The 22983-nt window shown below is 52.5% G+C and carries 11 protein-coding genes and 2 pseudogenes; 10 read left to right on the top strand and 3 right to left on the bottom strand.

What is annotated here, in order from left to right:
• Window positions 1-5 precede the first annotated feature (5 nt).
• The 4 genes from A3193_RS10420 (at window position 6) to atzF (ending at window position 6886) form a co-directional block, all read left to right on the top strand.
• Window positions 6-740, top strand: a complete 735-nt coding sequence (locus A3193_RS10420; protein ID WP_069014659.1) for an urea amidolyase associated protein UAAP1 — start codon at window positions 6-8, stop codon at window positions 738-740.
• The gene (locus A3193_RS10415) at window positions 741-1388 is read left to right on the top strand and encodes an urea amidolyase associated protein UAAP2 (protein WP_305782019.1); all 648 of its coding nucleotides are present in this window, start codon (window positions 741-743) and stop codon (window positions 1386-1388) included.
• Between the two features lie 86 nt (window positions 1389-1474).
• Entirely contained in the window at window positions 1475-5071 is a 3597-nt protein-coding gene (uca, locus tag A3193_RS10410) for an urea carboxylase (RefSeq protein WP_069014658.1), read from the top strand.
• Window positions 5072-5074: 3 nt separating this feature from the next.
• The gene (gene atzF / locus A3193_RS10405; RefSeq protein WP_069014657.1) at window positions 5075-6886 is read left to right on the top strand and encodes an allophanate hydrolase; all 1812 of its coding nucleotides are present in this window, start codon (window positions 5075-5077) and stop codon (window positions 6884-6886) included.
• 103 nt (window positions 6887-6989) lie between these two features.
• Here the strand turns inward: atzF and A3193_RS10400 are convergent, their stop codons facing one another.
• Entirely contained in the window at window positions 6990-7871 is an 882-nt protein-coding gene (locus tag A3193_RS10400; protein WP_069014656.1) for a LysR family transcriptional regulator, read from the bottom strand.
• A 272-nt stretch (window positions 7872-8143) separates the two neighbouring features.
• Between A3193_RS10400 and acnB the strand changes: the two genes are divergently transcribed.
• The 4 genes and pseudogenes from acnB to A3193_RS20285 all read left to right on the top strand — a co-directional run bounded on the left by acnB (window position 8144) and on the right by A3193_RS20285 (window position 19286).
• Entirely contained in the window at window positions 8144-10747 is a 2604-nt protein-coding gene (gene acnB, locus A3193_RS10395) for a bifunctional aconitate hydratase 2/2-methylisocitrate dehydratase (RefSeq protein WP_069014655.1), read from the top strand.
• A 139-nt stretch (window positions 10748-10886) separates the two neighbouring features.
• A pseudogene (locus A3193_RS10390) lies at window positions 10887-12428 on the top strand (transposase).
• A gap of 297 nt (window positions 12429-12725) precedes the next feature.
• Window positions 12726-14618: a sensor domain-containing diguanylate cyclase gene (locus A3193_RS10385; RefSeq protein WP_069014653.1), complete on the top strand. Its 1893-nt coding sequence runs from the start codon at window positions 12726-12728 to the stop codon at window positions 14616-14618.
• 216 nt (window positions 14619-14834) lie between these two features.
• On the top strand, window positions 14835-19286 hold the full coding sequence (locus A3193_RS20285) for a PAS domain S-box protein (RefSeq protein WP_083218674.1): 4452 nt from the start codon (window positions 14835-14837) through the stop codon (window positions 19284-19286).
• Window positions 19287-19477: 191 nt separating this feature from the next.
• On the opposite strand, the gene A3193_RS10375 is transcribed toward A3193_RS20285, so the two are convergent.
• Window positions 19478-20473 (bottom strand): OmpA family protein, encoded by a 996-nt coding sequence (locus A3193_RS10375; RefSeq protein ID WP_069006752.1) that lies wholly within the window; start codon window positions 20471-20473, stop codon window positions 19478-19480.
• A gap of 167 nt (window positions 20474-20640) precedes the next feature.
• Here A3193_RS10375 and A3193_RS10370 point away from each other — a divergent pair.
• Window positions 20641-20829, top strand: a pseudogene (locus tag A3193_RS10370) (transposase); the annotation flags it as partial.
• A 191-nt stretch (window positions 20830-21020) separates the two neighbouring features.
• Here the strand turns inward: A3193_RS10370 and A3193_RS10365 are convergent.
• Complete coding sequence (locus A3193_RS10365) at window positions 21021-21356, bottom strand: hypothetical protein (RefSeq protein WP_069014651.1); 336 nt, start codon at window positions 21354-21356, stop codon at window positions 21021-21023.
• 823 nt (window positions 21357-22179) lie between these two features.
• On the opposite strand from A3193_RS10365, the gene A3193_RS10360 reads away from it, so the two are divergent.
• Window positions 22180-22770 (top strand): GNAT family N-acetyltransferase, encoded by a 591-nt coding sequence (locus A3193_RS10360; RefSeq protein WP_069014650.1) that lies wholly within the window; start codon window positions 22180-22182, stop codon window positions 22768-22770.
• Window positions 22771-22983: the final 213 nt, after the last annotated feature.

Genomic DNA, 22983 nt, shown 5'->3' with positions numbered 1-22983 from the left:
TCAATATGAGCGATATGATCAAGTCGATTGACTATACAACGGAACTACCTGGCGGGGCCCATTGGTCGCTACGTGTACGCCGAGGCAGCATCATGCGGCTGACCGATATAAAAGGCGCAGCCAATCTGGGAATGCTCTTCTACAATCCGGAGAATCTTCTGGAGCGATACAACGCACCGGACACCCTGAAATGCCAACATACCTTTAAGTTGACCAGAGGCAACTGTCTCTATTCGGATATGGGGAGAATCTTTGCTTCTATCGTGGAAGACAGCCTGGGTTGGCATGAGACAGTTGCCGGAAACTCCCATGCCTCACATGTTGAGAGCCTGTGGGGTACAAGGGATTATCAACACGACCGCAACGATTGGAAACAGAACGGCCATGATGCCTTTCTGGTGGAGCTGGCCAAGTATGGCCTCAGTGCGGCAGACCTTGCTGCCAACATCAACTGGTTCAGCAAAGTAATGGTCAACGATGAGGGTAATCTGCAACTGGCCGCTGATCACAGCCAGGCGGGTGATCAGGTGACTCTGCGCTTCGAGATGGACACACTTGTCATGATGCACACCTGTCCACACCCGATGAACCGTTCGACAGACTATCCGCAAAGCAGGGTGCAGATCGAACTGGGGGTTGCCGAAGCAGTGCAACCGGATGACTACTGCATGCACTTCAGGGCGGAAAATACCCGGGGATTTCAGAATAACTCCCTCTATCATATCGGCATTGGAGAGTAGATGATGATCAAAGAGTCAGAGCTGTTGGCGCAGCAGGCAATCCGAAGAACCCGGGTTGATGCAGGTGACTATTTCATCGGCATCGTCAAAGCGGGTGAGACGATTCGCATCCTCGATCTGGAAGGTAACCAGGCGGCGGATACCCTGTTCTATTCAGCCGATAATCCGGCAGAGCGCTACAGTGCGATGGATACCATCAGGGAGCAGGGTAACGTCTATCTGACTGCCGGTTCGAAACTCCGCTCGAATGAGAATAACGTGATGCTGGAAGTGGTGGCCGATACCTGTGGCCGTCACGATACCCTTGGTGGTGCCTGTGCCACGGAAAGCAATACTGTGCGCTACGATCTGGAGAAGCGTTGCATGCACGCTTGTCGTGACAGCTGGATGCTGGCAGTGGCGGAACACCCCGAGTATGGCATCAGCAAACGAGATATCACTCATAACATCAATTTCTTTATGAATGTGCCGGTCACCGCAGCAGGGGGATTGACCTTTGAAGACGGTATCTCCGCCCCGGGAAAGTATGTGGAGCTCAGGGCCGAGATGGATGTGATTGTGTTGCTTTCAAATTGTCCTCAATTGAACAACCCCTGTAACGGTTACAACCCGACCCCGATCGAGTGTCTGATCTGGGGTAGTGCCTGAACAGATTGCAGCATTGATTAACGAAGGATCAGTGGACGACCACTGATGACGCTTTTTTTAACCGGGACGACCCGGTCAAGGTAAGCATGTTTTCCAAAGTAATGATCGCCAACCGTGGTGCCATCGCAACACGGATCATCCGCACCCTGCAAAGACTCCGTATTCCATCCCTGGCCGTTTACGCAGAGAGTGATGCGGATAGTCTGCATGTTCGCCATGCAGACCAGGCTTATTCCCTCGGAGATGGGGTGGCCGCCGAAACCTATCTGGATATGGATAAGATCATTGCCATTGCCAAAGCGAATGGTGTCGATGCGATACACCCCGGTTACGGCTTTCTCAGTGAGAATGCCGATTTTGTCAGACGCTGCGAAGCAGAAGGTATCGTCTTCATCGGACCGACTCCGGAGCAGATGGAGCTGTTTGGTTTGAAACACAAAGCCAGGGAGCTGGCACAACAGGCGGATGTACCACTGACTCCGGGCACCGAACTGCTGCAGGATCTCCAGTCCGCGCTGGCATCAGCGGAGAGTATCGGCTATCCGGTGATGCTGAAGAGTACCGCCGGGGGTGGTGGCATCGGTATGCAGTTGTGTCACTCATCTGCAGAGGTGACTGGGGCCTTCGATTCGGTCAAGCGCCTTGGGGCCAACAACTTCGCCAATGACGGGGTATTCATAGAAAAGTTTATCGCCAGGGCCAGACATATCGAAGTTCAGGTTTTTGGTGATGGTGAAGGTGGCGCATTGGCGATCGGCGAACGGGACTGTTCCAGTCAGCGACGCAATCAGAAAGTCGTTGAGGAGTGTCCGGCGCCCAATCTCACCGATGAGATACGCCAACAACTCTATCGCACCGCCGAATCCCTGCTCTCCAGTGTCCACTATCGGAATGCAGGCACGGTTGAGTTTATCTATGATGCGGATACGGATGCGTTCTACTTTCTTGAGGTCAACACCCGTCTGCAGGTGGAACACGGGGTGACGGAGGAGGTCTACGGGGTCGATCTGGTGGAGTGGATGATCAGACAGGCTGCAGGCGATCGTGTCGATCTGCAGCGTGAGCGTTCCACCCTGTCACCACAAGGCCATGCGGTCCAGGTCAGACTCTATGCGGAAGATCCCTATCGGGGTTTTCAACCCTCACCTGGACTGTTGACCGAGGTAGTGTTTCCCGATGACAAGGATGTGAGGATAGACCACTGGATCGAGTCGGGTGTCGAAGTGCCCGCCTATTTTGACCCCATGCTGGCGAAGGTGATTGTCCATGCTGCTGAGCGGAAGGCAGCATTTGCAAAACTCCAGGCCACACTCGCGGCAATCCGACTCTATGGCAGTGAGACCAATCTGGACTACCTGTCGGTGTTGAGTCGGGATCCTTTGCTGCTGGCGGGCGAAGTGACGACCCGCTATCTCAATGATTTTGTCTATACCCCGAGCCGTATCGATGTGATGCAGGGAGGAACCCAGACCACCATTCAGGACTATCCCGCAAGAACGGGTTACTGGGATGTGGGTGTGCCTCCATCGGGTCCTTTCGACAACTACTCCTTTCAGCTGGCCAACCGGCTGCTGGGCAATCCAGCCGGGGCGGCCGGCATGGAGATCACCATCCAGGGGCCTAGCCTGAAGTTCAGCTGTGATAGCCGGATTGCACTCACCGGTGCGGAGATCGAAGCGCGCCTCGATGGTGAACCTTTGGCGATGTGGAGCGCGGTGGAGATTCATGCCGGGCAGACACTCACCCTGGGCAGAATCAAACAGCAGGGGGCGAGAAGTTATCTGGCGGTTAGCGGCGGCATTCACTGCCCGGACTATCTGGGTTCCAAATCGACCTTCACCCTGGGACAGTTCGGCGGCCACAACGGCCGGGCTCTGCGAGCTGGTGATGTGTTGAGGATCGCCTCATCCGACAACCTGACCGACCAGAAAACGATCGCTGAAAATGCCAGGCCACAGATAACCCATGAGTGGCAGTTGCGGGTGATCTATGGTCCCCACGGCGCCCCGGATTTTTTTACTCAGCCGGATATCGACCGGTTCATTTCACACCAGTGGGAAGTCCACTACAACTCCAGCCGTACCGGAATCCGTCTGATCGGACCCAAGCCCGAGTGGGCGCGTAAGGATGGCGGGGAAGCGGGACTCCATCCCTCGAATATTCATGATAACGCCTATGCCTTCGGTACAGTGGATTTTACCGGTGACATGCCGGTGATACTCGGACCGGATGGTCCCTCACTGGGCGGTTTTGTCTGTCCGGCAACCGTGATCCAGGCCGATCTGTGGAAGCTGGGGCAACTGCGTGCCGGAGATAAAGTCAGCTTTTTGCCGGTGGATCTGGAAACGGCCGTCAGGCTGGAACAGGATCAGATCGAAGCTGTTGCCCAGTTGAGACCGCTGACCGATCAATACCAGCCCACTGAGATCACCACCCCTGTCGTGGGACAGCTTGGAAGCAGTGAATATGGTGTCGATGTGGTCTATCGTCTTGCCGGCGATCACTTCATGTTGGTGGAGTATGGCGAACAGGCACTGGATATTTCACTGCGATTTCGTGCCCATGCATTGATGCAGTGGTTACAGCAACATCCTCTCATTGGGCTGCAGGAAATGACCCCGGGGATTCGCTCACTACAGATTCACTACGATGCTCAACGACTCAGTCAGCGCAAACTGCTGCTCCATCTGAAGACTGCGGAGCACGCACTGGCGAGTCAGATCGATCAGCTCCATGTGCCCTCGAGGATTGTGCATATACCCCTCTCATGGGATGACGAAGCCTGTCATAAAGCAATTGAAAAGTATGATCAGTCGGTGCGCAAGAATGCACCCTGGTGCCCCAGTAACCTGGAGTTCATACGTCGCATCAATGGGCTTCAAAGCATCGATGATGTGAAACGGATTGTGTTTGAGGCCTCCTACCTGGTGATGGGATTGGGTGATGTCTATCTTGGTGCACCGGTCGCCACGCCGGTGGATCCCCGTCATCGGTTGGTGACCACCAAATACAATCCAGCCAGAACCTGGACCGCAGAAAATTCAGTGGGTATCGGCGGCTCCTATCTCTGTGTCTATGGCATGGAAGGGCCGGGAGGATATCAGTTCGTCGGACGCACTCTGCAGATGTGGAACCGTTACAAACAGACAACGGCCTTTGAAAAACCCTGGCTGTTGAGATTCTTTGATCAGATACGTTTTTATGAAGTCACACAGGATGAGCTGGTCACCATTCGCAAAGACTTTCCCCAGGGTCGCTATCCGATAAAGATTGAGGAGAGTCGTTTCAGTCTGACTGAATACCAGGCGTTCATCCATTCACAGCAAGCTGAGATCGAAGCATTCCGTCAACACCGGCAGCAGGCCTTCGAAGCCGAGCTCGCCCAATGGCATGCGGATGGACAATTCAACTTTGAAGTGAACGAACAGACCGAAGAGCAGACAGATAGCAGTTGGCCGGAAGATAGTCTGGTGATCGACAGTCCGATCAGCGGCAGTGTCTGGCAGACGGAGGTCAGTGTCGGCCAACAGGTGAAAGCGGGTGAATGTCTGATGATTCTGGAGTCAATGAAAATGGAGATTCCGGTCTATGCCTCGGCCGACAGTACGGTTACCCATGTGTTGTTGGAAAATGGGCAGCGGGTTGGAGCGGGGCAGGCCTTGGTCGTCCTGCAGGAGGGTTAGCTCATGACAACAGACTTTCCCTATGAGATGACCATCTCTGCACTACGCAGAGCTTATCTTAGCGGCAGTCTGACACCTGAGCAGGTGATGCAGACGATCCGTAAGCGTGCCTCGGAGTATGAGGATTACAACATCTGGATCCATCTGCTCAGTGAAGCAGAGCAGGCACACTATCTCGATCGATTGCAACAGCTCGATCTGGCGCGCTTCCCCTTATGGGGCATTCCCTTTGCCATCAAAGACAATATCGATCTCAATGAGATCCCGACCACAGCGGCCTGTATCGAGTTTGCCTATACCCCGACGGCATCCGCGACCGTGGTTGAGCGATTGATTGCCGCCGGTGCCATCCCGGTGGGTAAAGCCAATCTCGATCAGTTTGCCACCGGCCTGAATGGTACCCGGTCCCCCTGGGGTGCCTGCAGAAATGCTTTCAAGCCGGACTATATCAGCGGTGGTTCAAGTTCCGGTTCCGCCGTGTCAGTTGCTCTGGGGCTTGCCAGCTTCAGCCTGGGAACCGATACCGCCGGATCGGGCCGGGTGCCTGCCTGTTTCAACAACCTGATCGGTTTAAAGCCAAGCCGGGGCCTGTTATCCACCAAAGGCCTGGTGCCAGCCTGCCGAAGTCTGGATTGCATCACCCTCTTCGCCTGTGACACCGATGATGCCAATCTGGTGCTGTCGGTGGCCGAAGCCTATGATGCGGATGACGAATACAGCCGCAACAATCCATTTCAGAATCAAAAACGGCACTATGGTGAGCGGCAAGGACCGCTGAAGGTCGGTGTCATCCCTGGGCAGCAGTTGAACTTCTTCGGTGATCAGGCCTATCAACAAGCCTATCGCGATACCCTCAAGCAACTTGAAACAGATGGGATCGAGTTCATTGAGATTGATTATCAACCCTTTGCCGAAGCAGCCAGACTGCTCTATGAAGGGCCCTGGGTGGCAGAGCGTTATCTGGCAACCCAGCCTTTGATTGATGACAACCCGCAAGCGCTGTTCCCGGTCGTGCGGGAGATCATCGAACCCGGTAAGGCATTGCAGGCCGGCAGCCTGTTTGAAGCGCAATACAGGTTGAGCGGATTGAAGGCGATCTGTAATCGACAACTGGCAGCGGTCGACTGTCTTCTGACACCCACCGCAGGCACCTGCTTTACCATTGAGCAGATGTTGGAAGAGCCTATTCTGCGTAACAGTCAGTTGGGTTACTACACCAACTTTATGAATCTGCTGGATCTGGCTTCAGTAGCCGTGCCGACGCAGATGACCACTTCCGGTCTGCCTTTCGGTATCACGCTGGTCGGTGATGCCTTTACAGACCGGGCTCTGCTCTCCATTGCGAAACGGATTCACCGACAGTTTGAGTTGAAAATCGGTGCATCCCAGTATGAACTTCAATCAACTGCTCAACCATCAGTGGGTGACTACAATAAGATCGACGTTGTGGTGTGTGGCGCCCATCTGCAAGGTCTGCCACTCAACTGGCAGTTGACTGAACGTGGCGCCACGTTTAAAGCCAAAACCAAGACAGCCCCGATCTACAGAATGTACGCCTTGCCAGGTGGACCACCCGCAAGACCCGGATTGATACTGGATGAAGCAGCAGGTGGGGCGATCGAGGTTGAAGTCTGGTCGATGCCCCTGAGTCAGTTCGGGGGGTTCGTTGCAGCTATTCCATCACCACTTGGCATCGGTAAGCTGAAGCTTGCCGATGGCACCCAGGCAAGCGGTTTCATCTGTGAATCATATGCGATAACCGGGGCTAAAGAGATTACCGGTTACGGTGGTTGGAAGGCTTATCTGAACAGATAACCCTGTCAGAGTGAGTGAGGCAAGTTATCCAGCTACTAACGATTCGCAATAATTTAGGGTACTTCGCGTTCAATTGCGACAATAAGCCAAGGTCAAAAACCCGTTAGCCGTCTACCACCACATTCCGCAGCAGATCGGCAAACGCCTGAGCTGCCGGTGAGAGGGTACTGCCTCGACGGGCAATGACCGCCAGCTCTCTCTCGACCTTGAAGTCCTTGACCTCGATCTCCGCCACATCCTCCAGGCTGTCCACCCCGAGTTGACTGACGAAGGCCAGATTACCGGTGGTAGCCACCATCCTCAGGATGGCTGGGATCGAGCGAAGCTCCATCACCACATTCATCGCCACGCCCGCATCTCGCAGTGTGGCATCGATGATCTGGCGAACCGCAGTATCCGCTTCAAAACCGACAAAGGAGATACCATCCAATGCGCTGGCACTGATACGGCGCTTTTTCGCCAGTGGGTGCTGTTTGGGTCCAACCAGCACGATCCGGTCGGTGAGCAGTGGCCAGACTTTGAGTTCCCGGTTTTTCACCGGCATGGTCACCAATCCCAGTTCCAGGCGGCCGTTAATCACATCCTCGGCCACCTCATTACTGCCGGCCTCTTTCAACTGAAACTTCACCGCCGGATGGCTACCCTGAAAGGAGGCGATTGCTTTCGGCAGAAGAAATGAGACAGCAGTGGCGCCACCACCGATTCTCACTGTGCCCCCTTCGAGACCCTGGTGGGCTCTGACCTGGTCCCGTAGGTGGTCGTATCGGGCAATCAGGATGCGCGCCTCGTTCTCCACCAGGCGACCGATTTCAGTCAGCTGCACCCCCTTGCGACCCCGGGAGAACAGCTCTGCACCGAAATAGTCCTCCAGTTGCTGCAAGCGGCGGGATAGGGCGGGTTGAGTGAGACCGATCCGATCCGCCGCTTCGGTGATCGAGCCGGTATCGGCAATCGCAACCAGAGAACGCATCAACAACAGGTCCATGGTGGTTATTCCCAGGCAAGGGAATGATCGGATGAGACAGCATGCATGGCGTCACTCCTAAGGTTGAGGGCAGGGATTAAAACCTGTGATGAAGAGGTCATGACAAAATTATAGCATGCAAAATATTTATACAATACATGCGAACAATCAATTATACGTATGTTAAGCGGTCTGATATCGTGCCCAATATTATCTGGTTGGTTGACCAGAACGATCCCCATCGGACAACGGGCATGACTGGCCGTTGATCCCCTGAACCCAGGAGAGAGATTATGCTCGAAGCCTATCGTCAACATGCTGCAGAACGTGCCGAACAAGGTATCCCCCCACTGCCCCTGAATGCGCAGCAGGTCGCCGATCTGGTTGAACTGTTGAAGAGCCCACCGGCGGGAGAGGAGGAGACCCTACTCGATCTTCTGACCAACCGGGTGCCACCTGGTGTTGACGATGCGGCTTACGTCAAAGCGGGCTTCCTGGCTGCCGTGGCCCAGGGTGAGGCGGACAGTCCACTGGTGGACAAGGCCAAGGCGGTGGAGCTGCTGGGCACCATGCTGGGTGGCTACAACATCCAGCCGCTGATCGAACTGATGGATGATACCGAGCTGGGCGAGCTGGCTGCCGAGCAGCTGAAATTCACCCTGCTGATGTTCGATGCCTTCCACGATGTGAAGGAGAAGGCGGATGCGGGTAATACCCACGCCAAGGCGGTGATGAACTCCTGGGCGGAGGCCGAGTGGTTCAAGCGCAAGCCCGATGTACCGGAAGCGATCAAGCTCACCGTGTTCAAGGTTACCGGTGAGACCAACACCGACGACCTGTCACCGGCCCAGGATGCCTGGTCCCGTCCCGATATTCCGCTGCATGCCCTGGCAATGCTGAAGAACGAGCGTGAAGGCATCAGACCGGATGAGCAGGGCAAGATCGGACCCATAGTCGAACTCAATGCACTCAAGGAGAAGGGATTGCCCCTGGCCTATGTGGGCGACGTTGTGGGTACCGGCTCCTCCCGTAAGTCAGCCACCAATTCCGTGCTTTGGCACATGGGTGACGACATCCCCTTTGTTCCCAACAAACGCCAGGGTGGTGTGGTACTGGGTGGCAAGATCGCACCGATCTTCTTCAATACCGTAGAGGATTCCGGCGCTCTGCCAATCGAGTGCCCGGTAGAGAAGCTCGCCATGGGGGATGTGATTGTGGTCAAGCCGTACGAGGGCAAGATCGAAACGGATTCCGGTGAACTGCTCTCCGAGTTCAGCCTGAAGACCGAGGTGCTGCTCGACGAAGCGAAGGCGGGCGGTCGTATTCCTCTGATTATCGGTCGCTCTCTGACTGAGCGGGCACGGGAAGCCCTGGGCTTGGGTGCCACCGAGATGTTCCGTCGTCCGGTGGACCCTGAAGATTCCGGTAAGGGCTTTACTCTGGCGCAGAAGATGGTGGGGCAGGCCTGCGGTGTGGCGGGGATCCGCCCCGGCACCTACTGCGAGCCCCGTATGAGCACGGTCGGTTCCCAGGATACCACTGGCCCGATGACCCGTGACGAACTGAAAGAGCTGGCCTGTCTCGGCTTCAGTGCCGACCTGGTGATGCAGTCCTTCTGCCATACCGCCGCCTACCCCAAGCCGGTGGACATCAACACCCAGCACACCCTGCCAGATTTCATCCAGAATCGCGGTGGTGTCTCCCTGCGTCCCGGTGACGGCATCATCCACTCCTGGCTCAACCGTATGCTGCTGCCCGATCAGGTGGGTACCGGTGGTGACTCCCACACCCGTTTCCCGCTGGGCATCTCTTTCCCGGCCGGTTCCGGTCTTGTCGCCTTCGGCGCGGCCCTGGGCGTGATCCCGCTGGATATGCCTGAGTCGGTGCTGGTGAAGTTCACCGGTGAGATGCAGCCCGGTATCACTCTGCGTGATCTGGTCAATGCGATTCCCTACGCCGCTCTGCAGCGGGGTCTGCTGACCGTGGAGAAGAAGGGCAAAAAGAACATCTATAACGGTCGCATCCTGGAGATCCAGGGGCTGCCCGATCTGACCGTGGAGCAGGCTTTCGAACTCTCCGATGCCTCGGCCGAGCGCTCCGCCGGTGGCTGTACCATCGAGCTCTCCGAAGAGTCTGTTGCAGAGTACCTGCGCTCCAACATCACCATGCTGCGTTGGATGATCGATAACGGCTACGAGGATGCCCGCACCCTGGAACGTCGCGCCCGGGCGATGGAAGAGTGGCTGGAGAATCCGAGCCTGATGCGTGCCGATGCGGATGCGGAGTACGCCGAAGTCATCGAGATCGACATGTCCGAGATCAAAGAGCCTCTGCTGGCATGCCCCAACGATCCGGACGATGTGAAGCCCCTGTCGGAGATCGCCGGCACCAGGATCGACGAAGTCTTCATCGGCTCCTGTATGACCAACATCGGTCACTTCCGTGCCACTGCCAAGATGCTGGAAGCCTCCGGCGAGTCGATCCCGACCCGCCTCTGGCTGGCGCCGCCCACCAAGATGGATGAGCAGCAGCTGATGGAAGAGGGCGTTTACAATGTCTACGCCAGTGCCGGTGCCCGCACCGAAATGCCCGGCTGTTCACTCTGTATGGGCAACCAGGCGCGTATTGCGGCGGGTTCAACAGCGGTCTCAACTTCCACACGTAACTTCCCCAACCGCTTGGGGCAGGGTGCCGATGTCTTCCTGTCATCAGCAGAGCTGGCCGCAGTAGCCGCCGTCATGGGCAAGCTACCCACGGTGGAGGAGTACATGGCCTACGCCACCAAGATCGACTCCATGGCACCGGAGATCTACAAGTATCTCAACTTCGACAAGATGGATGAGTATGTGGAATCTGCCAAGCGGGGAGAGGAGATTGCGGTTAAGTTGATTGCTTGAGGAGCCTGACAGACCGGGAGGTATCGCCTCCGGTCTGTATGAGGCTTGTTGGATGCCGGTCAGTACCTGACATCCATCCAGTCGTGCATGGCGAATCGATATGTAGAGACCAATATGAGAACATAAGCGGCTCCATGGAATGGAGCACGCTATGCCTAAAGCAGCGATCACGGATCGGTCACCCCACAGCCCGCCCTATAAACGTCACCGGCCGGAACAGACGCTGCTCTATCAAATCATCGAGCGGTACTAGCCGGAATTTAGGGATGTGATGGCCATGCAGAGCAAGCCCTTGCCCCTGCATGTGGAACAGGAATTTGCCGATTACCTCAAATGCGGCCGCCTGGAGCACGGATTTCTGCGGGTGCAATGTACCGAGTGCCATCATGAACACCTGGTTGCATTCAGCTGTAAGCGGCGCGGATTTTGCCCCAGCTGTGGCGCAAGACGTATGGCGGAAAGTGCTGCACTGTTGGTGGATGAGGTTTTACCAGAACAACCGATCCGACAATGGGTGCTGAGCTTCCCATTTCAATTGCGGTTCCTGTTTGCCAGCTGCCCGCAACTGATGAGGCGGGTGCTGGGGATCGTTTACAGGGCCATCTCGTCCCATCTTATTAAGAAGTCGGGATTCACTCGAAAAACCGCGCAGACTGGTGCGGTGACGCTGATCCAAAGATTCGGCAGTGCGCTCAATTTGAATGTGCATTTCCACATGCTGTTTCTGGACGGTGTGTACACCACCATGCCCTGGGGTAAAAGCCGATTTCATCGTGCCCATGCACCCGCTCAGCAGGAATTGACGGAGTTGGTGCATAGGATCAGCCATCGGGTTGCCGGGTTTCTGGAGCGCGAGGGAATCCTGGAACGCGATGTGGAAAACAGCTACCTGAATCTGGAAGATCAAGACGAAGATCCGATGCAACAGGTATTGGGTTGCTCGGTGAGTTACCGCGTTGCCATCGGACTCCAACAGGGACGCAAGGTGTTCACGCTGCAGACCATCCCGGCCTGGGAAGAAGATGACCGTTTTGCCCAGGTAGCGAAAGTGGCTGGGCTTAGCCTGCATGCCGGTGTTGCGGCAGAGACCTTGGAACGGCACAAACTGGAGAGGCTATGTCGATATATATCAAGACCGGCGGTCTCCGAGAAACGCCTGTCATTGACCGCTTCTGGGAATATTCGCTACCAGCTCAAAATGCCTTACAGCGATGGGACCACGCACGTCATCTTTGAGCCACTGGTTTTTATCGCCAAGCTGGCGGCGCTGGTACCCAAGCCTACGGTGAACCTGACCCGGTTTCATGGCGTGTTTGCGCCCAACAGCAAATACCGAGTCGATGTAACGCCCGCCAAACGTGGCAAAGGATCAAAGCCTCATGAGAGTGATGATAAGACTCCGCAACAGCGGTACAAGGCGATCACCTGGGCGCAATGCCTGAAGAGTGTGTGCAATATTGACACCACTATCTGCGAGAAGTGCGGAGGTGAAGCCAAGATAATCGCCAATATCGAGGATCAGGCGGTAATCGACAAGATCCTTCATCGCTTACAGGCCAAGGGCATTTTAAAGCACCCCTCTGAGTTGCTGCCGGCAGCACGGATCTCACCCGATTCAGACTGGTTAGCATATGCCCAGCTCCAGAAAAAATCTGGCACAGAGGACAGCGATCAGCACTGAATAATTACCGACTTATTACTACTTAATAGTGATTAAAGGGAATATTTGAGATTAACTCTTTGAAATATCGGAAATATTTAATGGGTGTCCCAGAGACTGGTGAATCTCGTGGAGTGTTGATCAGAGGGTTTCATATACAGTGTTGCAGAAGTGTATTCTTGTATGGACATAGTAAAAATCCTGATACAGGCACATAATATGCCTGTGTGCACTAATTTGTAGTGGCTTGGCTTAGCGAAGGGAGGCAATTTAGAGAGACAGGAATTCTATTTACACAGATTTACCCTGGGGTGGGTGATGTTCAGTCACTGGTTACCGCGAGTTTTTCCAGCGATCTTCCTGCTTTTGATTATTCTAAGCCCTCCAGTATTTGGACAAACACACCCTGACTCGACCGATGTCGGTGATGATTTCCGTTTTGCCACATTGACTGGGGTGATGCAGGTTCTGCTCGACCCTGAGCGCCAGCTGAATATCGATAGCGCCAGTGCAGCAACACTACATTCACAATATCAGGATGTGTCTAACGGCGGAAAAATCGGTTTTACCGACGCTGCTGTATGGACGCGCTTCACACTGGCTTCCCATCTGTCTTCCGCACAGACCTTTTTACTCGAGCTTGACTATCCACTCATGGATCGAATCGAGCTCTACGAGCCCGATGGTCAGGCAAGTTTCAGAAAGCGCCTTGGGGGAGATGCCTTTTTATTCTCTGCACGTGACGTACAGGTTCGCACGAATGTCTTCACCATTGATCTTGTGCCGGGTGAGATCAAGACTCTCTATATGCGGTTGACGACGAATGGTTCAATTCAATTGCCAGTTCGACTCTGGAATCAGATTGCGTTTGCCGAATATGTTGCACAGTCACAGCTTTGGTTTGGGCTCTATTTTGGTGCTATCGTGTTATTGGTGGCATCAGCAATAGGTGGTTTGCTATTTCTTAAATCACCGCTTTTTTTCTGGTATGCCCTGTACTTAACCTTCTATGGATTACTCAATTTCACATTGACAGGGTTGGGTTTTCAGTTCATCTGGCCGGGGTTTCCCTTGTGGCAGGACATGGCACCCAGTTTCTTTGTTGGTGTTGTGGTGATAACCGCCATGATTTTCTCGAGCAAGCTGCTCGATATTGCACAATATAGTCGCACTTTCTATCATCTTTTTTGGTTAACCGCTGTGTTGGCGGCTATTGGTGTTTTCTTATCTCTCACAGGTTACACTGGATTTGCGAAGCGGGTCAGCTCATTCTCAGGTCTGGTGCTTGTTCCTATTGTCATGTTGGCAGCTGTCATCGCCTATCGTGGTGGTAATCTCGCTGCGCGCTACTTTCTGATTGCCTGGGGCGTATTCCTGATTTTTGTTTTTATCTCCGGCCTCTACTATTGGGGAGTTTTACCGCATAATTTTGTGACTGCCTACGCATTACAATTAGGCTCAGTTTTCGAAGTTACGATGTTGGGTATGGCACTGGCTGAGCGGGTGGCGTCATTAAACAGAGAGAAAGAGCAAGCCGATCAGCAGGCAAGGGGCTATTTGACCCTGTTGAACGAAAAGCTTGAATCTTTGGTGAAAGAACGTACATCAGAGCTAGAGGCGAGTAATCAACGTCTAGAGGAGCTAGCCACCCATGACAGTTTGACGCTTTTGCTGAATCATCATGCAGTGCTGCGTGCGTTGGAGGGTGTTATCAATGCATCTGAGAGGCATGGGCAATCGTTCTGCATTGCCATTGTTGATGTGGATAACTTCAAGCAGATTAATGATCAGTTTGGCCATCAGGTAGGGGATGAGGTGTTGGTTGCGATCGCCAATACCCTGAGTAGTAGTCTAAGAACATATGATATTGCTGGACGATATGGCGGGGAAGAGTTTTTACTGATTTTGCCACAGACATCTACTGATGATGCCTCTGATCTCATTGATAGATTGAGACTATCTGTTTCAGATTTGGTGCTTAACAACACCGGGGGTGAGCGAATCACAGTCAGTGCTGGAATGATGGCATACGAACATGGTGTTTCTATGGATGTGGAGGCTCTATTTAGATGTGCCGATGATGCACTTTACTTGGCAAAGGATAGGGGTAAAGACAGGATTGAATGGGGTAGTTTAAAAAGTCTTGATCGCAGTTTGAAGGGCTTTGCTGATGAGAAGGGTAGGCATAAGTTTCATTGCATAAAGGAATGAAGACGCGGATATTGATAGATGACTGAGAGCAGGGAGTGTAGTGGCATAGTTGTTTTGGCCACCTGAATATGGGTGATATTATCACCCCATATGATCTAAATTCTTGCTGCCTGTCAGCCATATTGTCAGCGCCGCCCGATGCTACACTTAACGGAATAGCTTTCAGATATGTCACTTACGCATCAACCTGAATTCTAATAACAGATATCATCATCAATGATTAAGCTAGAACTTGCCGACATACTTACCGCCCCGGTAACCACGGTGCCACCCAATTGTACTGTGGATAATGCGTTGGCACTCATGCGCAAACAGCGCATCAGCTCCATTGTGATCACCGAAGGACAGGTACCGGTTGGGATTTTTACCGAGCGCGACGCTGTCATTATCAGCTATCGACATCAAGACTCCGAACATCTCGCAGTACAGGACGTAATGGGTACGCCACCTCTGACTGCTCCATTGGATATGGATTATCGCGAGGCCTATCGATTGATCGCTGATCATCACGTTCGCCATCTGATCATTGTCAACGATCAGGGGCATTTAGCGGGTATCGCATCCGAGAGCAGCTTCATGCAGCATCTGGGGACCGAATTTCTGGTGCGGTTCAAGGAAGTCGGTGCGCTGATGACCCGTAGCGTCATCACCCTTCCATACGATGCACTTGTTGATGACGCAATCAGGCTCATGGCGCGTGACCGCATCTCGTGCGTGGTCGTGGAAGATGCGGGCGCTGCCGTTGGCATCTTCACAGAACGAGACCTGGTTAGGCTCTCCTCTTCCATTAACAAAGGGGAATCTATTAGCCTCTCCAGCGTAATGGCCCACCCTGTTCGATCCATACCTATCGACATGCCCGTATCAGACGCCATCAAAATCATGGATCAGGCACATATTCGACGCCTGGTTGTGATTGGAGAGAGTGGCTACATTGTAGGATTGGTGACCCGGAACAATATCGTTCGACAACTCTATGACACTCACATAGAACACCTGCGTCAGGCACTGAATGACCGGGAACAGGAGCTTGAAAGTTTAAAAAGCCAGCTTCAGCTTGAGAAACGGCTTCGCAACACGGAAGAGGCGCTGAAAGACAGCGAGCGTCGACTCAAGCTGGCCCTCTCTGCCGGGGGTATTGGAACATGGTCCTGGGATATCGGCAGTGACATGATTGTAGCGGACAGTCACTTTGCGAAACTTAGCGGGATACCAGAAGATCTGGCCGTTAAGGGGCTTTCATTTGAGCAGGTTTTTGATTCCATCTACGAAGAAGACCGTGACTCGGTCCACGCGATTATCCAAGAGTGTCTATCAGCAGGAGGGTCTGATCAATACAGTTTTGATTTTCGTGTTATTTGGCCTGATGAAAGCATGCATTGGTTATCAGCACTTGGCGAGGTCAATGATCGGGACTCTACCGACAGGGCAACATTTATTCACGGTTGCCTGATAGACGTATCTGATCGCAAGGAAGCAGAGCACGCATTACGCGAGAGCGAAATGCAATATAAAAATCTCATTACGCACAGCCCGGACATGATGTACCAGGTCGGTCTAGACGGAAAAGTTATATTTGTATCACCATCCATCGAACACATGACCGGCTTTACACCAGACGAGGTTATCGGAATCGATGCAGCCGAATCACTCTATGTCCGGCCTGAAGAGCGCAATATTCTTTTACAATTATTGAATGAAAAAGGATCCGTGACGGGGTTTGAAGCCGAGTTAAAGCGAAAAGATGGCACTACCTGGTGGGCATCGGCAAATGTCCATTACGTGAAAGATGAGAATGGAACTGTGCAGGCCGTAGAAGGAATAGTCAGGGACATCTCAGAACAGAAACGCATAGAGAGTCTGCTTCATGAAAGTGAACAACGGCTGAGGTTTGCCCTGGATCACAGTCATACCGGCAGCTGGGATCTTAATCTTGTGGATCACACGGCACACCGAACGTTGAAGCATGATCAAATATTCGGTTATGACTCACTGCTGCCTGAGTGGACCTATGAAATGTTTCTTGATCACGTCATTCCTGTAGACAGGTCAGACGTTGACAACAATTTCAACAACTCTGTAGACACTAAATCCGACTGGAATTTCGAATGCCGTATTCGTCGGAGAGATAATGAAATACGGTGGATCCGGGGAGCGGGCGGTCATGAACTCGGCAAGACGGGAGAGATTAAACGCATGTCCGGTATCGTGCAGGACATTACTGAGCGGAAACTGGCTGAAGCCAAACTCATTGAGAGTGAAAAGAGCCTGAGAACCCTGCTCGATACCATACCCGACCTGATCTGGCTGAAAGATCCGGAAGGGGTTTATCTATCATGTAACTCCCGTTTCCAAGAGTTCCTCGATCTATCCGAAGAGAGGATCATTGGAAAAACAGATTATGACCTCTTCGATCCTTCCATAGCCGATGCTTATCGCAAGAACGACAAGATAGTGCTAGACAGCGGTAAAGTCCACATGAATGAAGAGGATGCGAACTATGCGGACGGTCATATCACTCAACTGGAGACCACCAAGACACCAGTGCATGCCCCCGATGGATCGCTTGTCGGCGTACTGGGTATAGGTCGCGACATTACAGAACGTAAGAGAGCAGAGAGCGACCTTACCGAAAGTGAACGCCGCTTTCGCGCCACCTTCGACCAGGCTGCTGTTGGTATTGCCCGCGTCGCTCCAGATGGCCATTGGCTTGAAGTCAACGAGAAGCTCTCAGAGATCGTCGGCTATTCACGTGAGGAACTGCTTGAAAAGACCTTTCAGGACATCACCTACCCAGACGACCTGGATGCGGATCTTGCTCTTGTCAAAGAGGTATTGTCAGGCAAACGCAAAACCTACTCGATGGACAAACGTTACATCAAGTCATCGGGAGCGTTAGTCTGGATCCGGCTTACCGTTTCTCTGGTTCGTGATGATGATGGAGAACCGCTCTACTTTATCTCCGTAATCGAGGACATCGACCAACGGAAAAAGAACGCTGAAAAGCTCATAGAGGCAGCAGCGGTTTTCCGCAGTACCGGAGAAGGGGTCACCATTACCGATCATGAAGGCAACATTCTCGATGTCAACGACGCTTTTACCCGAATAACGGGTTACTCGCGGGATGAAGTGATAGGCCGGAACCCCCGTGTTCTCCAATCCGGTCGACACGACAAGCATTTCTATGAAGACATGTGGCATCAGTTACTGGAGAATGGCCAATGGCATGGTGAAATTTGGAATCGCTCAAAAAACGGTACCGTCTATCCTGAAATACTCACCATCAGCTCAGTAGACCCGGATGACGGCGGACCAAAGAAATATGTCGGCGTGTTCGCTGATATCTCTTCACTCAAGGCCACCGAAGCCCGCCTCGATCATCTGGCACACCATGACTCTCTCACCGGCCTGCCCAACAGGTTACTGTTCAGGGACCGACTCATTCACAGCCTGGCCAGTTCCGAGCGAAAAGGTACCAAAGTAGCAGTCGTGTTTCTTGATCTGGACCGCTTCAAAAACATCAACGATACACTTGGCCATGGTGTTGGTGACCAACTGCTGGTTGAGGTTTCAGAACGTATTACCCGAATCACCCGTGCTGGCGACACCGTTGGCCGCATCAGTGGCGACGAATTCTGCCTGGTGCTGGAAGATCTTCATCTCTCGATCGAAGTCATTCCTGTTGTGGAAAAGGTAATACAGATTTTCGCTGATCCCTTCGAAGTGGAAAGCCATATCCTGCGGGTCTCATCCAGCATCGGCATCGCCTTGTATCCGGATAACAGCAAGGATGCCGACGCCCTGCTGAGCTTTGCCGATGCAGCCATGTACGAGGCCAAGGAGGCGGGCAGGAACACTTACTGCTTCTATACCCGAGAGATGACCGAACAGGCGCAAGAGCACAGCTTCGTGCAGAGCGCCCTGCGCGAGGCCCAGGATCAGTCCCAGTTCTATCTGGTCTACCAACCGCAGATAGACCTCAATACCAATAACCTGGTTGGCCTCGAGGTATTGTCCCGCTGGCAACACCCGACACGCGGGCTTATCCCACCCAACATGTTTATCCCTGTTGCCGAACAGAGCGGCTTGATCAGACAGCTTGGTGCCTGGATACTGCGTACAGCCACAACCCAGGCAAGAGCCTGGCTCGACGAAGGTCATGAATTTGGCCGTGTTTACGTTAATGTGGCAGGCCCGCAACTTCACGATGCGGGGTTTCCCGAGTTAGTGAAAAGCTGCCTGACCGAAAGTGGCCTTCCGCCTGAACGACTGGGCCTGGAGGTCACTGAGAGTTTCGCCATGCGCGCCTCCGAGCACGCCTTCGAGGTGCTCTCGAGTCTGCGGGATATGGGCATAGAACTGGCGATTGACGACTTTGGCACTGGCTACTCCTCACTGAGCTATCTGAAGCAATTGCCTGTGCACAAGTTGAAGATTGACCAGTCTTTTGTCCGCGATATACCTGTCGATCCCAACGACATGGCCATCGCTGAAGCCGTCATCAGTATGGGCCGGGCGCTGAATCTGAAGGTGATAGCTGAAGGGGTGGAAAAGCAGGAGCAGGCCGCTTTCCTCTACGGCAAGGGCTGTCAGGAAGCTCAAGGCTATCTCTACAGCCGGCCATTAAAACCTGAACAGTTTGAAGAGTGGATGGCTCAGACCATGTAGTAGCAGAAGAGAATCGATCCGCCTGTCTCAGATACCGGGCTCTTCCAGCAATCTATCGATCAGCTTTTCACCCAGTGCAGGGTCAAATCCCCCGAATCTTAAGCAGAAAAGGGGTCAGTACCCTTATCAGAAAAGGGGTCAGTACCCTTATCGCGACACTGCTCTATTTCTCCATATTAATGGCTTTTCCATCAGTCAACCGTTCTCTGCTTTACTAACTCAACACGTCGATTTTTTGCCCGACCGGTTTCAGTATCATTACTGCTGACCGGTGCTGCAGGTCCGACACCAAGCGCAGTCAGTCTGCTGTCTTCGATGCCGGCGGCAACCAATGACTTAACGACACTATTGGCACGTTTCAGGGAAAGATCCTGGTTGTACGTCAGACTTCCGACATCGTCAGTATGTCCTACCACGTAGAGTTGTAAGGCGGAATCTGATTTCAATGCCTTCACTATCTCGGTAATCGTTTCATTGGACTCAGGTCGTAACGTCGCTTTATCATGGTCGAACTGGATACCGTACAGGGCCACGTGCCCAGACTCTCCAATTTGCTGCTGCATTTCGGATGCGTCGACGAACTCCAGGGTTGCCTCAAAATTGCTGACCTCCAGAATCTCAACCAGCATCACAGTCCGTTCCCTGAATTTTTTGTTGGAGTTGTTCGCGGCGATAACCACGGCAGACACACCAACATGATATCTGGCACTATCCGTCGTTACGTCAATATAGCGATATGCCGGCGAAGTGAAGGTGTGAGAGAAGCCCAGCAAATAAAACGGGTGAGTTAGCCCCTCGGTTGGAACCATTGTGTCACGCGTCCAGAATGTGGTCGCAAGCAGATGTCTGTTACATCCTGTGTTTTTGCAACTGTATATCTCATTGGCATTTCCCAGTTGCCTCAAGGCAGTAGCATAGTTCTTCTGTACCATCAGCGGCTTATCGCCCGCCTTTGCCAGATAGAGAATACGCGTCCGTTTACCTTCCGGATTAACCAGGGTTATTTTTGTACTCGCGTCTGCTTTCAAAAAGTTGGCGGCATCGTACTCGTTGTATTCAAAACCGATGATTTCCGAACCAGCCACACGTGGAATTTCCGGGTGATCGCGACTACCCTGCATATCACCCGCATAAACAGAAGTTGTAGGCAAGATCAATGACAGGAAGATGAGAATAAATATGTGCATGATTCAATCTCCTTTTTGCGAGCGAGTATAGATCAGGAATATAGCTTTATCTGCCCGGAAGTGAATATTCACGACTGAAATCCCCACATATCTAGTACAATTCATAGTGGATAATACCGAGAGCATGATGACGGAAGGAGACTGTCGATATGAGCCGCCCTGGGGTTCTGTTCGCCAGCCGCCCGCAACGGATGGGGCGTGTGCTGGGGATTGTTTACAGGGCCATATCGTCCCATCTAATTAAGAAGGCGGGATTTACTCAAAAAACCGCGCAGACCCGCGCGGTAACGCTGATCCAGCGTTTTGGTGGCGCACTCAATCTGAATGTTCACTATCATATGCTGTTTCTGGGAGGTCGAATTTACTAGGGATTCTTGGGGGTTGAGCAAAAGGTTGGCCGGGTAAAGGTATTAAAAGTCTTTACTACAGCCAGTTTTCTGCCCTGATATGAAGACGGTTTGCTTTTATATTTACTATATTGCTCGTTGCGAATGGGGCGATTTTGAACCTGATACCGGGGGCAGTTCAGCCCCCGATACAAGGATTCTTACAAGAATCCACCGTAGATAAACCTGTCGCCACCATAAAGATCAGGGTTGCTGAACATGTACTCATCTTTGGAAATCATCCCATCATCGTTCATGTCAGACATCATGAAACCCTTGCTGGCAGCCTTTTCAGCATAGTCCATGTACTCATCCTTGCTGATCATTTCATCTTCATTCTTGTCCATCATACCTTGCGTCATCTTCATTTTTTCCATGGCAAGAAAATGACCGTAAAGGTCGGGATTTCCTGCGAACGGATTGTCTTGTGCGTGAAGAGCGGCAGTGGGTAATGCGAATGTCAAAGCGAGTGCACTAATTGCAGCAATTTTCTTCATCTGTTTTCTCCTAACTGACTATTGGTGTCTGAGCAGGGATTGTAAAGACGGCAAGCCCTGGCACAGATGTGAGTGAATAATTCTGGTGAAAAGGTCTCACCTGTTTATCACGAAGGGATAACAATTCATTCCATCAGGGGCGACACATCAGAGGATGGAGTCAAGCCACAATACGCAGGGAGAATATGGCAATATCGTCAGTTGGCTTGACTCCGACCGCTTGATCAAAAAAGGTGGCGGAGCGAATTTCTGTTTCAGGCGGTTAAAGAAGAGGGAAGGGCTGTATAGAGGAACAGGTGGTCATCGACAAGATACTGAAACATCTACAAGCCAAGTACAGATTGCCACCCCCACCAGATCGGTCACCTGCTACACGTGGCTCACCGACTTCGGGCTGGATTGTATGGCACCGGGTTTTCACACCTGACTACACTTACAGCAACAGAAAGGCAGGTTGCCTGGTGGCTTATTGTCTGAATAAAACCGGATGGTTAGGAAGGCAGTGGGGGGAGGGCAGATTATTCCGGACTCCCTGTCCTCCACCCCTTCGGGGTCAGCTAAAGCTGTTCAAAATCGTTCCAGACGATTTTATCAGCCGGGAACCCGGAGAGTTGGGTGGTTTGAGGTCGGGCAGACGGGAGTCTAAAGCGTATTCTGTCACCAGTTTTCTGCCTTGATGGGCAGGGGTGTTGCGGTTATTCTCTCTATACATAACCTCACGCTCAATGGCGATTGCACGGTTTTTTTGTTTCTGATCATCCCGGCACTGTAAAAATAGAAGGTGTTGAGAACTTTAAACGTTAAGTCGTAGGGAGCAGCTAAGATGGATGTACACTATCGTCCTGCCACGGCAGATGACAGCCGCTTTATAGCTACCATGATCGATATCTCATCCGATGGTATCGCCACATTGGAGTGGCAGGATGAGTGCGATGAGCCGTCAGCCAAAACTGCTCTGGATGTGGGTAGTGAATGGTATGCGCGTGATGAGGGTGATTACAGCTATCGCAACTGTTTGATTGCAGAAACCGTTCGTCCGGTTGGGATGATTCTCTCTTTCCCTATAACAGAGGAAAATTTCAGCAAGGATGGGCACCCTCCTCCCTATGAGACTGACGACATCTATGCGCCTTATAAATATCTGGAAGCACTCAACAGCTGGTATATCTGCGGCGTGGCTGTGATTCCTGAATATAGAAAACAGGGAATTGGTAAACAATTGATTGATTTATCCCTGCAAGAAGGCAGACAGCAGGGATATTCCAATGCCAGTTTGATCGCGGTACATGCCAAAAAAGCACTGATTGCCTACTACGAATCGCTTGGCTTCAAAATAACCCTTAAGGCACCAATCGTAGAACACCCTGGCATTCGTGTTACTGGTGATGTTGTACTGATGGAGACACGTTCTTAAGCTAGTGAATCATATGAATTACTCTGTTTTTTACACCTGGCTACACATACAGCAACAGAAAGACAGGTTGTCTGGTGGCTTGTTGTCTGAATCAAGCCGGAAGATTAAAGGGGTCAAAGCCACTGCTGTCCCAGTAACAAAGCAATAAAGAGGCTTAAATCAACCTGTGTTGATACAATGTAATTGTCTAGAAAACACAGTATAAACAGAAGA

This window comes from Candidatus Thiodiazotropha endoloripes, assembly GCF_001708965.1.
GTDB lineage: Bacteria > Pseudomonadota > Gammaproteobacteria > Chromatiales > Chromatiaceae > Thiodiazotropha > Thiodiazotropha endoloripes.
This window is presented reverse-complemented; position numbering and strand designations above follow the sequence as displayed.

Bases quoted from the DNA above. Each gene is read 5' to 3' on its own strand.
- A3193_RS10385 (WP_069014653.1), top strand. From the start codon at position 12,726: ATGTTCAGTCACTGGTTACCGCGAGTTTTTCCAGCGATCTTCCTGCTT.
- A3193_RS10375 (WP_069006752.1), bottom strand. From the start codon at position 20,473: ATGCACATATTTATTCTCATCTTCCTGTCATTGATCTTGCCTACAACT.
- A3193_RS10420 (WP_069014659.1), top strand. From the start codon at position 6: ATGAGCGATATGATCAAGTCGATTGACTATACAACGGAACTACCTGGC.
- A3193_RS20285 (WP_083218674.1), top strand. From the start codon at position 14,835: ATGATTAAGCTAGAACTTGCCGACATACTTACCGCCCCGGTAACCACG.
- A3193_RS10400 (WP_069014656.1), bottom strand. From the start codon at position 7,871: ATGGACCTGTTGTTGATGCGTTCTCTGGTTGCGATTGCCGATACCGGC.
- A3193_RS10360 (WP_069014650.1), top strand. From the start codon at position 22,180: ATGGATGTACACTATCGTCCTGCCACGGCAGATGACAGCCGCTTTATA.
- A3193_RS10415 (WP_305782019.1), top strand. From the start codon at position 741: ATGATGATCAAAGAGTCAGAGCTGTTGGCGCAGCAGGCAATCCGAAGA.
- uca (WP_069014658.1), top strand. From the start codon at position 1,475: ATGTTTTCCAAAGTAATGATCGCCAACCGTGGTGCCATCGCAACACGG.
- A3193_RS10365 (WP_069014651.1), bottom strand. From the start codon at position 21,356: ATGAAGAAAATTGCTGCAATTAGTGCACTCGCTTTGACATTCGCATTA.
- acnB (WP_069014655.1), top strand. From the start codon at position 8,144: ATGCTCGAAGCCTATCGTCAACATGCTGCAGAACGTGCCGAACAAGGT.
- atzF (WP_069014657.1), top strand. From the start codon at position 5,075: ATGACAACAGACTTTCCCTATGAGATGACCATCTCTGCACTACGCAGA.